We start from the raw sequence: 12,935 nt of genomic DNA, 5'->3' as shown, positions 1-12,935 counted from the left end.
GTGGATCAGGACTTCCGCGATGCAGTCGTGAGCACCATCGACCAGTACATGAGGGATAATATCCACACCTCGGCACCTGCTAAGGTCGGTAACGTGTCCGAAAACTTCACTGCTGAATTAACGCCGGATTTGAAAGTAACGACCGATGATGATAGGGAAGTACCCTACCCTAAAATTTCGGGCACGGCCATCCTGATGCCTACCGGAGCAGGCGGCACAATCGGGTTTGCGTTTCCTGTGCATTCCGGGGATGGATGTGTGGCTATTTTCGGAGAGGGCGGCTCTGGAACAGACTTGAAGTGGGACTTATCCAATGCAACCTTGCTGCCGGGCTTGCCTGCATCGTCTAGCGAGCAGGTTAAGCGTGCCGGCAGTGAGGACGCAGCAGTTGTTTTTGCGCCGACTGCGACCATCACCGTCAAGAAAGACAGCATCGAACTAAAGAAGAAAGATACTGTTGTCACGATGAAAGATGACTCTGTCACTGTAAAAAGGGGAGCGTCGGAAATCAAGGTGACCAACGGGAGCATTAAGTCGAAAAACGGAGGCACTTCGGTTGAGAAACTTCCTGCAAGTGTGAAAATCACCACAGCGACCGTTGATGTGACTGGCAATGTGAAAATAAAAGGAAATGTTCAGGTTCAGGGCAATGTGGATATTTCTGGAACGCTGACACTTGGCGGCATCGTGATGAATACGCATACTCATGCGGGTGTGCACGGGTTGACAGGAGGGCCGCAGTAATGGCATTGAAAGACCTTGCGCTTGCGGCTGATGGAGATTTGTTCATCAACGAAACCGGCGATTTTGAAATCATCGATGCCGTTCGGCAGGGTGTGCAAATTCGTCTGCGCTGGATAAAAGGAGAATGGGTGTTCAATACCGCTATGGGCACGCCTTACTTTGAAACAATCCTTGTGAAGGTTCCGAATCGAGCCTTGATCGAGAAGGCCCTGCGAGACCAAATCCTCGCCGTTGATGGCGTAACAGGGGTGGGCACCATCAACCTTATAAAGGATGCAAAGACTAGAACGCTCCGAGCGTCTTTTACCGCGACCACCACTGAAGGAGAAATAGAAAGTGAGGTGGAACTGTCCCATGTCGGACTACGGAGTGACAGATAAGGGCTTTCAAATGCGCCGACTGGATGAAATTTACACCGACATCTGCAAAAGGTTTAAAGACGAGGTTGGAGTTGACCCATCGGAGAACCCACAAAGCGTGATGAACATCCTGTTTACAATTTTTGCGGATGCCCCGGCGGAACTCTGGGAGGCTTATGCTGCTGCATATCAGCAGCTTTTCCCCAATACGGCCTGCGGCGTTGCGTTAGATAACGTGATGCAGGTGGGCGGGGTGAGCCGCATTGGACAGGCCAAAACTAAGTATTTTATCTCTTGTACTGGCCAAGAGGGAACGGTCATTCCAGTTGGCGCTTTGATTCAGTCGAGCAGCCGACCGCAACGTACTTTTCAGGCGGTCAGCGCATCCATAATCTCCAGCGCAAACTGGAGAAAGCTGGCAATTCGTCCAATTGAAAGCATTGCAGGAACATTTACGTTTGATTTTGGCGTTTCTCGCAATGCGACCAGTGGAGAAGTTGGAACCTATGCAGAAAGTTCCAGCGTCACAAAGAAAATGACCGTGTCCTCGTATGACGATGCGTACTCGCAGATGCTTGCGGCTGTCAAGTCTTTTGATGCTTTGGTAAAGCTCGGCATCACTGTTTCGGACGAAACCGACGATCAAGGAGAGCATTCAATTGTTTTGACTGCATCGGGCGCCGCTGACAGCTTTTCGGCAACGTTGTGCAAGTACATTACGGTTACGGAAGTGACCAGCAATATCCAGTTTGAAAGCGCGGAATATGGCAGCTATGTGCTGGCTGAGGGTGTTATCACACAGATTGTTACTACCGTGGACGGTTGGACAGCCTGCACCAATGATATCACGCCGATTAAGGGTCGGCTGACCCAGACAGATGCCGAAGCCAGAACAAGTTATACAAACCGCGTCGCAAGCCGCGGCACCGGCACGGTTGCGAGCATCGTTTCGCTTTTATACAGCGATGTGGAGGGCGTGACCTTTGCAGCCGGATACGAAAACTACAATGATACGACCGATGCAGAGGGTAGACCACCGCACAGCATTGAAATCGTGGTTCAGGGCGGCACTGACGAAGATGTGGCCAATATCATTTGGAAGAACAAGGCGGGTGGCATCCGCGCATACGGAAAGCATTATGCTTACGCTACCGATGTCAACGGCAATCGGCAATATTTGGAATTCACTCGCGTGAATGACGTTTATCTACTGCTTTCTATTACGGTTACGAGTTCTGGCGGGCTGGACGATGATTATGTAGCGAGAATCAAATCTTTGCTGATGGAGGAAAATCTTTCGGCGGGCGCAACGATTCGCTTGCAAAAATTCATTCGTCCCATTATGGAGAACGTGTCCGGTGTTGATTATATCGAAATCCGGGGCTTGCTGAGTGAAAAGCCTGAAATTGAGACGGTTGCCGATAGCTCTATGCTGACCGGCATAGTACCGGTTCAAATCAATCAGCAGCCAATCATTAGCATGAGCGGCATCCGGGTGGTGAAAGCATGATTGACGCTTACAAGGAAATGTATGGTAAGCTGCCAATGCAGTTTCAGCTGGAATCCTTTGAAGAAAGCAAAATGGGCGATTATATCTGCGACACCGTAGATGATCTGAAGAATCTGCCTGAAGATTGTGAGATGGGGAGCATCGCCAGAGTTATTGCCCCGCCTGCAATCTATCGAAAGAATTCGGACGGGAAATGGATTTTACAGTTTTCCAGTAAGGGGGTGTCCTGATGGGCTATGAAGTCCTAAAAGAAACACCTCTCAGTGTTGAAAAAATGTCAAATCTGGACGGTATCATTTGGGCTGTTGCGCCGGAGTACGAAAATGCTTCTTTGTTCCTTGGAGGTCTGGAAAATCTGAATGATTTTGATAGCTGCACGGGCGTTTGGCTTGATCGGCTTGGACAATTAGTCTGTCTGACCCGTCAGCAGGCCGGAGCGATGATTGGAAGCCGAGAACTTGCAGACGATGATAATATTTATCGCGTTTGCCTGAAGTATAAGGCTTTTGTCAATTCCTGCCGATGCACGCCGGATGAAATCATCGAAGCAACCAAAATTATTTTCGGTGCAACACAGGTGGTTTATAGTGAACGACGAGACACGCCGGCAACAATCTTTCTTTCGATTTCAGCACCGTTTTCCGATATGGTCATGTCTATTCTAGGAACGCATGACCTTATTGTGCGTCCTGCGGGCGTAAAGGTTCGCGTGGACTGCTCGACAGAGGATGCGGAAACCTTTGGCTTTGTGGATCTCAATCCGCGAGTTGCAGGTTTCGGCGAAGGAAAGTTTGCACAGTCCATCAATTAACTGGGGGTGATTTATTATGGCAGAAGGTCGCGCCGGGGCGCTTGAAGATTATGCAACTGTGGCGTTTTCGATGTCTGGCGTGAAGCAAGACATTTCGCTGGAGGATTGGAAAGGCGGCTGGGCTTCTATTGTCGGTGGTCTGAACGGAAAACCGACAAGCCAGCAGTTCAACATGGTCACATATATTTTGAGTGCCCTGCTGAATCAGGCCATTTCCGACCTGTCTACTGTTAAGGGGACAGCAAACAGCGCATTGCCTAAAAGCGACTTTACGGCGAAGCAGATTGTGGCTCTGCTGGCAGCATACGGGCTGATGGAAGGCTGCGATGCCGATACGATCGATGGTAAACACGCGAATGCTTTCGCACCGTCTACGCATGAGCATTCGGCAAGCCAGATCGCAAGCGGAAACCTTCCGATTGAACGCGGTGGTACAGGTTCTGGCACCTCCGCTGATGCCTGCAAAAACCTTGGCGCAATGCGCAATGCGGGCGGCACGTTCACCGGAACGGTGTATTTTGCAAACGGCACGGTACATTATGTGACATCCGCAGGTGATGCACACTTTAAGTCTTTGTCGGTGTCAGGCGATATTTCCGCGCAGCGTGTCTACGATGCGGTCTACAACGACTATGCGGAGCTCATGCCGCGTGGCGAGCAGACCGAACCCGGTGATATTATCGCTCTGGATACTGGGAGCCAGATGGAACGGTATATCAAGGCCACGAACCTATCTAGCCGTATCGCAGGCATCCACACGGATGAGTACGCTATGCTCATTGGTGGAAATAAAGTGGCTGAAGGGCAGGATTTCCTTGAGGAAAACCTGCCCGATTTTATTCCGGTGTCCTTAGCAGGACGTGTTCACACGAAAGTGGTTGGTCCTGTCCATACGGGCGATTACATCGTTCTGTCCAGCACGCCCGGCGTTGGGCGCGCGGTCGGCTCGTGCGAATCGTACCCGGCGAACAAAATTGTGGGATACGCCTGTGAGAGTGATAACCGCACGGATCTGCGGCTTGTGAAGGTGAGAGTAGGTGGTGTGTGATGGCTCAAAGAAGCACAAAGGTTTACTCGGCCGACTACACAGAACTTAAAAAACAGCTGGACGCTGAACTTAATCGTCGCGGAAAAAGCGAAGGGAAAGGACAGGGCCAGAGCGTTGGAAGTGTGGCGGCTTATATCAGTTCTTTTTCTGTCGCCCCTGCGGCCGGTAGACAAATTACCAATGAGCACATCCAGAAAATTACACAGCCTATCTCGGCGATTACCGGAAGCGCTATCACACCGGAAAACGGCTCCAAGGTTGCTGCAGATGTGCTCACCCGGGCGGCTGCACTGCTTAGCCAATTGAGCGCGATTTCTGAAACTGCCACATCCAGCGGCTGCGGCGGGGCTTGCTCGGGGCTCTGCACTACGGGTTGCTATTCAGCCTGTTCCAGCTGTACCGGTTCATGTACGGGCGGTTGTACTGGCTCGTGCACAAAAAGCTGTGCCGATGATTGCACTGGTTCTTGCACCGGCTCTTGCGTGAGTACTTGCACAGGAACCTGCACCGGGTCTTGCACTAAGTCGTGCGCCAATGATTGTGCCAGCACCTGCACAGGAACCTGCACCGGGTCTTGCACTGGCACCTGCACAGGAACCTGTACACAATCGTGCGCCAATGACTGTGGAGGGAGCTGCACGGGTACTTGTACAAGCACTTGTACAAGTACCTGCACTGGTTCCTGCACAGGTGGATGCAATACAACTTGTACCAAAAACTGTGCAAACAATTGTTCCTGAGGTTGTTCTGGGTCATGTTCTGGAGGATGCGACGGGAGTTGCTATGGGTGTTCTAGCACATGCGAAGGCGGATGCAGCGAGAATTGCAAAGATGACTGCTCGTCCCAGTGCGTATCATCTTGCAAGTCAAACTGTGCAAAAGACTGCGGTGGAACGTGCCAGCTTTCATGCGTTCTTAGTTGTGGCAAATCTTGCAATAACACTTGCAATAACACCTGCGGAACAACTTGCGGGGAGTATTGTAAAACTGCCTGCGACACCGCTTGTACCAGCTGCACTGCCACCTGCGCAGATAACTGCGAGGGTACATGCAGCGGAGGTTGTACTAGTTGCTCTGGCTTTCTTTGGTCCAAGAATTAAGGATAGGGGGAATAGTAAATGGAAGCCGTTCTTCATTTCGCACATAATGCTGACTCTGAGGCGGAGGTATCATATCTCAGAAACCTGCCAATCTTGAAGGTTCTCCAGCAGGAAAACGTAGAAGTGACAGATTGGGATGAACTTCTTGCTTCCGCACCGAGTGGAGAGGACAGCCTTTTCTGGTGCCTGGGCTATGCTGGCACTCTTTGCGCCCTCGATGCAACGGACTTCGATAGCTGGTTTGTCTACTGCCTGACGGTTGTGGATTCGGCGCTGGAAGCCTGCAAAATTGAAAATGCGCCCGATGAGCGTAAGAATCTGCTGGCGCTTGGCCTGGCGGCACGGACGTTCAACTTCTCTGCAAACCCTGTCACAAGGCAGTTGAAATGCGGGGATACACTGCGGAGCGCCGGGGAGTATGTCTGTTCTGAAGACGCAGATATCTTCGCTATGTGGTATGTTCTGCGTACCTTGACCGAATATTTGCGTCTGGACTTCAACAACAATCTTCGCGCACTAACTTCTGCGCTTGGAACGATGAACAAGATCCGCGCACGTTACACGCGGATTGTGGAAAGACTTCCCAAGATGGACGCTTGCTGAGAAAGGAGTAGGCTGTGAAAGTTATCGAGCTGAAACCCGAAGAAAGCGAAACCTTGGAACGGGCTTTCTATGAAGCAGACTCTTACGAGAGGCTCATTTCTGTCCTTGGCCGGAATCTGAATGCAGAAGCAAGTGCCGATGCTAAGGAAATCATCATCCACTATGCAGAGTTGTGCCGTGCGTCTCAGATGAAACTCAAAATGGTGCAGGATACGATTATTTCTCGCTATACGGAGCCTGAGGATGAAATTAAAAGATTCTGGTTCGATATCGCCAGAGGGGAGGTACATCTCCTTGATCCGTAAAAGACATGAAGACTACTCCAACATGGTACAACGGTTATACGCGGGCGATGATATTTCTGTAAATCACGCGCTCTGCAGAAATATCACCTTTCAAGTAACAAGCGGGTGCAATCTGCGGTGTTCATATTGCTATGAGCACCACAAAGGTGCTGAGCACATGAGTATCGAAACGGGTCGAAAGATCGTTGACTATCTGCTTGACCTGTACGAACAGAATACTTCGGATTTCATCAACCGCCGCACGAAGGCCGTGGTTTTGGATTTTATTGGCGGCGAGCCTTTGCTGGAGGCGGCGCTGATTGAAAAAATCTGCGACTACTGGTTTGCTGAGTGCTTCCGCAGGGGTGTTCCGCTTGCGCCGTTTACCAGAATTTCCTTTGCCACAAACGGAAAATTGTGGTTTTCCCAAGAGGCCCAGCACCTTTTTGAAAAGTACCATGAACTGATGTCTGTGACCATCAGCATCGATGGCATTCAGGAACTGCACGACCGATACCGCATTGATGCGGACGGAAACGGCAGTTTTTCTACTGCATGGGCGGCATTTCAGGATGCAAAGAGTAAATACGGCTGGTTGAACTCGAAAATGACCTTTGTGCCTGGTTCTTTCCGGTATATCGCTGACAGCATCAAAATGATGCTGGACGAAGGATGTACGGACATTGCGTGCAATTACGCATACGAGCCTGTCTACACACCTGCGGATGGCTTGGCTCTGTATGAGCAAATGAAATCCGTTTCGGACTACATTATCTCCAAGCAACTGGATGTCTCCATCACCATGCTGGATGATATTCTCGGCGGGAAAGCTATGAATAATAATAATTTTTGTGGCGGAACCGGAGCGATGATGTCGTTTGCGCCTGATGGATCCGCATACCCCTGTATTCGGTATGCCCCCATCAGCATTGGCAAAGAAAAATCGGAAAAGGTTCGCTTTGGCAGCGTTTACGATGGGCTGTACGTCATGGATGCCCAGCGCCAGGCAAAAGCAGAACTTGACGCAATCACTCTTACATCGCAATCCTCGAAGGAATGCTTGGAATGTCCTGTTTCTGCCGGTTGTGGTTGGTGCTCTGGCTTGAACTACGAGATGTACGGAACAGCCAATAAACGCTTTACAGGCATCTGCTGGGCTCATAAAGCCCGCGTTCTTGCAAGCGCATACTATCACAACCGGCGGTACATCGAAATAGGGGATTGCCTTCCCATCAAGGCTGAACTGCCAAAAGATGATGCTCTCGAGATACTTCCCGCTGCCGACTATGAAGAGTTTCTTAAAATCGAAAGAGCAACCCTTCTGAAATTCGCTGATGAAAATGGAATCGGCTGAAAGGAGAATGTATGGCGATTCTGATTGCGAGTACCCTGCTGGAAACCGAGACCGAAGCGTGGTACTCATTCTATGTGGACACGATGGAAGATGTCAAAGGACTGCCTACGAGCAAAAGCACGGGTTCATCGTACAAGGTCAAGAAATTCGCAAAGCCGGCCAGTCAGGCATACTGCATCGAAATGGCCGCGCAGTACGTTTTGGATGGGGCTGATGAATGGCGGCTGCTCTACGCAATCCGCGATGATGTGGCAGATGCAATTCTGAAAAACGTCGAAGAAATCAAGCGGCTGGTAGCCAATACCAGTGCTTCAGAGCAGGCCGCAGCGCAGAGTGCATCTGCCGCAAATGCCAGCGCAATCGCGGCCAGTAAGTCCGAAAGAATCTCCACGGAAAATGCGTCTTCTGCGGCAGCAAGCGAACGTGCATCGAGAGATAGCGCGGCAGACGCGCGAACATCCGAAGGAAATGCGCTGACCTACATGAACCGGACAGCGGACATTGCCAATCAAGTGGCGGGGTCAGCGGCATCTATCAATTTTGCGTTCGGACCGGATGTCGATGGCCGTTTCTCTTTTTTTGTCCGCAGGAGCAGTTAAAATCACGGATTCCGTGATTTTCTAACAAAAATCAGATTTACAGATGTTGCATGGCTATAATCTGGAAAGGAGTTTCTATGTTCAAAGTTATGCAGCAGTATGGCACCGCAGCCCAGCCGGCCACGGTGTACTACTGCGACGATGAAGCAGACCTGCAGAATATCAAATCTGCACCGATGGGGGCGCAAGCACTGGTTATCCACACAGGCAATATCTACATCGCCGATTCTACCGGGAAGTTCTACCCGATGTAAGGATGGTGGCGTATGATTGATATTTTGACCTACGCAATCGCCCGCAGGAAATCAGCAGCAAAATTGGATGAACTGTATAGTCAGACAAAAGCTGTTGCGGATGCGGCGAAAGATAGTGCAGAGACCAGCAAGGCCGCTGCCGAGACATCGAAGGATCTGCTGAACAAGACGACGGCTGCGGCCCAGCAGGCTGCGGCAAGCGCTGCTTCTGCAAGCTATGCACTTGGCCCGGACGAGAGCGGCCGGCTGTCGTTTTTCATCAAGAAAAGCACCTAAAAGGGGGTATAAGAAATGGCTGACACATGGGAACTTATCAATCATCCTATGAGCGACGAAACCGGTCTGGAACTGGTCGCTCAGATGAAACGCCAAAATGACATTTTGGCAGGCATTGCTGCTGGTACTGCCGGCGCGGAATTCGTGGATGCAACATTCCGCGGTCTGCTGGATGGCAAAAATACCACAGAAATCTTCTGGAGCTGGTGGCCGCTGTCTGCCGGTGATGGCGTGACGAAGTATCAGCGCCTGGAACGCTTTGCGAAAATGCTCGCAGAGAGCGCTCGCAGCAAAACCTACACCGTTCGCTTCTACAGTGATGATGTGAGTGGTGATTACACCGGCACCCCGCTGGATGATCTGGCAGACGGGCGTGAAGCGGCTCCGCTTCTGACTGACACCAGCCCGGAAACCGCAGACTGGTCGGAAGAGGATCCTTTCACATGGTACATTCGCGCCAATGCGCTGTCCTTGGAAGATGGCACCATGAACGTGCTGGCAGTTGAGGGTGAAACCGGGTTTGACCTTTCCGGCGAAACCGCACCCGTTTACTGCTTCGCTCTGTCCTTGATGCTGAAGGAGTGGGAGGATGGCGCCTACATCTATAACAGCTGGCGCACCTTCTCCGGTGGCGGTTATGAACCTATGGCTGGTGATGTAGCCCCGGATAAGAGCCGCCGCTGGCTGACATGGCATCCTGCTTTCTACGGCGGTAAAAATTCCAAGGGCGGCATGACCAGCGGTGCTGGACTGCCCCCGATGCCGTGGACAAGCGCCAACGCCGCTATCCCTCTGGCTCGTAAAATCACTGCTTATGATGCCCTGTGGACTGACTGCGACCAGCAGTATGTTCTGGCTCAGTGGCGGCTGCGCCATTGGACGCTGAGCAACAGCGGAAAACTGGAGGGCTGCACGGCCTACTATTCCCAGTACACCCTCGCTGCGGCAGAAACCAGCGTAAAGCGTGTGCTTGTGACGAAAGCACAGGGGGCAAATTTCCTCGTGGGCTCTGCTGTGTGTATGGGTGAGCGTGGCGAGAATACAGGGACAGACCGCAACGCGGACTACAATCACAATATCTTCAGCTGGGCAAAGATTTCCAGCATTACCAATGTGACCGTGAACGACACCGAGTATGCGGCTTTGAACCTTGAACTGGACGCTCCCATCAACACTACGACCACGATGCTGGTATCTACTATGCCGTGGGAGTCCGGCACGACAGAGTGCGTGCCGGGTCATAGCGATGGATGCCGCGGGAGTCTGACCAACGGCAAATATCCGTATCGCGTGGCTGGAATCGAGATGCAGATTGGTGCCTACATCGAACAGCTTGACCCTCTGTGGAAGGCCAGCATCGTGGATGATGACCACTGGCACTATGACGTGTTCTCCTGCAAGAGCGGTGAAAAGCAGGTCGGTTCTATTTCTTCTGACTATGCCCAGACTGGCTCCTTCGACCTGAACGACAAGGTAGCTTGGTCGTGGCACTATATCCGTAAGCTGGGCAAGTTGGGCGCGGAAGCCATGATGTATGAAAAGTTCAATGGCAGCGGTTCCACCTATGTACGGGCTGCGTTTTTTTCGCCCGGTTCGGCTGGCCTGTCCGCCCCGTGGCGCGGTGGCGGCCTTGGTGACGGTGCTGGCTGCGGCCTGCCTTGCGCGTTTGGCTGCGTTTCCCCGGCGAGCTCGGACTGGTGCGGCGTGCCCCGGCTTGCTGGCTCGGGCAAAAAGAGAGGGTGAATATGTGCCGTAGGCACATAGAGGGGGTGTAACCCCCTAATCCCCGTTCACGTTTCCCAGCTTGCGCCGATGGTTTACCATCGGCGCAAGCCGATTATTTTATGGAGCAATGAAGCGGCGTGTGGCTGCGTTTAATTCGCCCAGTTCGGCTGGCCTGTACGCCCCGTGGCGCGGTGGCAACCTTGATGACGGTGCTAACTGCGGCCTGCCTTGCGCGAATGGCAACAATTCCCCGGCGAACTCGAACTGGAACGGCGTGCCCCGGAATGCTGATGATAAATAGCCCTCAAAAGGGCATAAGCGTTTCATTGCGCCTGTGGCTTGACCACTAAGATCATGTTATACCGACACCATGCAGCTGAGCGTTTCGAGATATACGGACGCATTGGTGAGAGCGTGGCCGCAGTTTTTGGGACTGCGTGGCGGTGAGTAGTAGAAATCCGTTTTGCCTGATTTAAGGCCAGAAGCGGCAACCGAAATCCGTTGAACATCAGCAAGTTTGGAGGCTTTAAGGATATGAAAACAAAGAGGTACTTGTCGCTCAATCATGAAATGTGCGAGCGTGCTGTCCTTGAAGCTTTTGATAAGAAATGGTTCCGCCGGGATTACCTCGCTACGGTGGAAAAATATGGAGGTGTAAGCCGTGCACAACTATCGAGCGCCGCCCGCGTAAACGACTGGAACCCGCGTTTAGAAGCCGTAAATGGGATTGCTCTTGAAATGGAGCAACGGATAGAAGATTTGTTGGACGGAGAAACAGACGACCTTGATCTTGACCCTGTGAGCGTGTTCTACAGAATTGATGGAATCAGCATGAAACGGCGGGAACTGTCTAACTGCTGCCCAATGCACCAAGCTTTTGGGCATTTGGCGGTACTTGGACTTCGCCCGTTGCTTCAGGCAAAACTGTTGCCGTATCAATTTGCCAGCATTCCCGGCAAGGGACAAATCGCTTTGAAACGTCAAGTCGAGCGTTGGCTTCGCAGAAAAAGTCTTGGCATACAGTATGCAATAAAGCTGGATGTGCAGGGGGCATACGCCCACACAAAACAGGAACTTGTGATGAAGATCCTGCAGAAAGAAATCCCGGGAGCAACATGGCTTCTGGCTGTTGTCAAATGTCTTTTAGCAATGGCTCCTGGTGAGGGATTGCTTATCGGCGGCTATCTTGAAGCGTGGCTTTTTAACCTTGTTGCCAGCTATATGCTGGTCAAGGTCATGAGTTATGCAAAGATTCGCCGTGGAGCATCCACGCGATTCGTGATCCGCAGCGGTAGCTATATGGATGACCTTGTTTTGTTTGGCCGGCGATGGGCTGACATACAGAGCGCAGCCCGAAAATTGACTAAGTGGGCGCTGACCGAACTGGGATTGACAATAAAAAACGAGTGGGTTCGTGTTGACTTCCTTAGCGCCGCTGAAGAGCATCAACGCAGACACCTAACGGGAGCGGCAAAAGGATGCCCGGGTTTGGATATGGCTGGCTATGTGATGCACCGTACCTACACCACGATACGCCCCCGAATTTTTCTGAGGGCTCGGCGGCAGTACATTCGAGCCAAGGCTGATGTTTCACGAAATGGATATGTGCCGGTCTGGCGGTCATACAAGCTGGTCAGCTATAACGGCTATTTTGACTGGACAAAATCTCGTGCAATCAGCGAAGCCCTAAAACAGAAAAAGCTGTTCACGGCCGCAAAAGTAGCAATCCGCGTAACGACACAAAGAAATGCAATGAAGAAAGTGAGGATAGCAGCATGATTTTTACCGAGAACCTTGACCATAATCCGCAGGCGGTAACGCTGGAAAAACTGCCGGACGGTACGGCTTGGCTGTACCTGCGTAAGGACGCTCATGAGGTACGAACCGAGGCTCCCGAAGGAGAGCAGGGCGGTACTTCGTGGGAGTGCACCACGGCTCTTTGCAAGTTGGGTTCCGATTATGCAGAGGAAACCGTGGAAAGCATCACGGCGGCGGCTGATGATTGGTGGGTCTATGCAGAAGCATGGACGACCGCTGATGAAGCTGCGCCCTCTCTGGAAGAGCGTGTGAGCGTGCTGGAAACTCTGTTTATGGGAGGTGAGCTGTAATGGGCAAGGAACAGTTTTATCGCACTATGTACCGCATGAAGAAGATCACCGCTGCAGGCGTGTGGGAAAAGGTTGACGAGGGCGAGTTGACCAAGGCGCAGGCCTTGCGTATCTGCGGTCCGCGACCGAAGGAATCCTGATGGAAGGTGCTTTTATTTGA

Annotated in this window: 16 protein-coding genes; all 16 read left to right on the top strand. The window is 51.8% G+C overall.

What is annotated here, in order from left to right:
* Window positions 1-744 carry a Gp138 family membrane-puncturing spike protein gene (locus C4N24_RS00980; protein ID WP_112089934.1) on the top strand — a complete coding sequence of 248 codons (744 nt, stop codon included), beginning with the start codon at window positions 1-3 and terminating at the stop codon, window positions 742-744.
* The gene (locus tag C4N24_RS00975) at window positions 744-1,124 is read left to right on the top strand and encodes a hypothetical protein (protein ID WP_112089933.1); all 381 of its coding nucleotides are present in this window, start codon (window positions 744-746) and stop codon (window positions 1,122-1,124) included. Before C4N24_RS00980 ends, C4N24_RS00975 begins: the two co-directional genes overlap by 1 nt.
* The gene (locus C4N24_RS00970) at window positions 1,099-2,613 is read left to right on the top strand and encodes a hypothetical protein (protein WP_112089932.1); all 1,515 of its coding nucleotides are present in this window, start codon (window positions 1,099-1,101) and stop codon (window positions 2,611-2,613) included. The genes C4N24_RS00975 and C4N24_RS00970 overlap by 26 nt, the downstream gene beginning before the upstream one ends.
* Complete coding sequence (locus C4N24_RS00965) at window positions 2,610-2,843, top strand: hypothetical protein (RefSeq protein WP_112089931.1); 234 nt, start codon at window positions 2,610-2,612, stop codon at window positions 2,841-2,843. Before C4N24_RS00970 ends, C4N24_RS00965 begins: the two co-directional genes overlap by 4 nt.
* Window positions 2,843-3,424 carry a DUF2612 domain-containing protein gene (locus C4N24_RS00960; RefSeq protein ID WP_112089930.1) on the top strand — a complete coding sequence of 194 codons (582 nt, stop codon included), beginning with the start codon at window positions 2,843-2,845 and terminating at the stop codon, window positions 3,422-3,424. Before C4N24_RS00965 ends, C4N24_RS00960 begins: the two co-directional genes overlap by 1 nt.
* 16 nt (window positions 3,425-3,440) lie before the next feature.
* Window positions 3,441-4,472, top strand: coding sequence for a hypothetical protein (locus tag C4N24_RS00955; RefSeq protein WP_112089929.1), 1,032 nt, complete (start codon window positions 3,441-3,443; stop codon window positions 4,470-4,472).
* A gap of 1,118 nt (window positions 4,473-5,590) precedes the next feature.
* Window positions 5,591-6,175 (top strand): hypothetical protein, encoded by a 585-nt coding sequence (locus C4N24_RS00950; RefSeq protein WP_112089928.1) that lies wholly within the window; start codon window positions 5,591-5,593, stop codon window positions 6,173-6,175.
* A 14-nt stretch (window positions 6,176-6,189) separates the two neighbouring features.
* Window positions 6,190-6,480 (top strand): hypothetical protein, encoded by a 291-nt coding sequence (locus C4N24_RS00945; protein WP_112089927.1) that lies wholly within the window; start codon window positions 6,190-6,192, stop codon window positions 6,478-6,480.
* Window positions 6,419-7,813 (top strand): radical SAM protein, encoded by a 1,395-nt coding sequence (locus C4N24_RS00940; protein WP_112089926.1) that lies wholly within the window; start codon window positions 6,419-6,421, stop codon window positions 7,811-7,813. The genes C4N24_RS00945 and C4N24_RS00940 overlap by 62 nt, the downstream gene beginning before the upstream one ends.
* Before the next feature lie 11 nt (window positions 7,814-7,824).
* Window positions 7,825-8,412, top strand: a complete 588-nt coding sequence (locus C4N24_RS00935) for a hypothetical protein (RefSeq protein WP_112089925.1) — start codon at window positions 7,825-7,827, stop codon at window positions 8,410-8,412.
* 77 nt (window positions 8,413-8,489) lie between these two features.
* Entirely contained in the window at window positions 8,490-8,666 is a 177-nt protein-coding gene (locus tag C4N24_RS15215) for a hypothetical protein (protein WP_022257309.1), read from the top strand.
* Between the two features lie 12 nt (window positions 8,667-8,678).
* Complete coding sequence (locus C4N24_RS00930; protein ID WP_022257308.1) at window positions 8,679-8,942, top strand: hypothetical protein; 264 nt, start codon at window positions 8,679-8,681, stop codon at window positions 8,940-8,942.
* Window positions 8,943-8,957: 15 nt separating this feature from the next.
* Window positions 8,958-10,685: a hypothetical protein gene (locus C4N24_RS00925; protein ID WP_146746776.1), complete on the top strand. Its 1,728-nt coding sequence runs from the start codon at window positions 8,958-8,960 to the stop codon at window positions 10,683-10,685.
* 516 nt (window positions 10,686-11,201) lie between these two features.
* Window positions 11,202-12,446, top strand: a complete 1,245-nt coding sequence (locus C4N24_RS00920; RefSeq protein ID WP_112089923.1) for a hypothetical protein — start codon at window positions 11,202-11,204, stop codon at window positions 12,444-12,446.
* Window positions 12,443-12,775 (top strand): hypothetical protein, encoded by a 333-nt coding sequence (locus C4N24_RS00915; protein ID WP_022257305.1) that lies wholly within the window; start codon window positions 12,443-12,445, stop codon window positions 12,773-12,775. The genes C4N24_RS00920 and C4N24_RS00915 overlap by 4 nt, the downstream gene beginning before the upstream one ends.
* Window positions 12,775-12,915, top strand: coding sequence for a hypothetical protein (locus C4N24_RS15210; RefSeq protein WP_181573014.1), 141 nt, complete (start codon window positions 12,775-12,777; stop codon window positions 12,913-12,915). The genes C4N24_RS00915 and C4N24_RS15210 overlap by 1 nt, the downstream gene beginning before the upstream one ends.
* Window positions 12,916-12,935: the final 20 nt, after the last annotated feature.

Origin of the sequence: Faecalibacterium prausnitzii (genome assembly GCF_003287405.1) — a bacterium.
Lineage (GTDB): Bacteria > Bacillota > Clostridia > Oscillospirales > Ruminococcaceae > Faecalibacterium > Faecalibacterium intestinale.
Note: the sequence above shows the minus strand (reverse complement) of the source record. Positions and strands in the feature narration are given on the sequence as shown.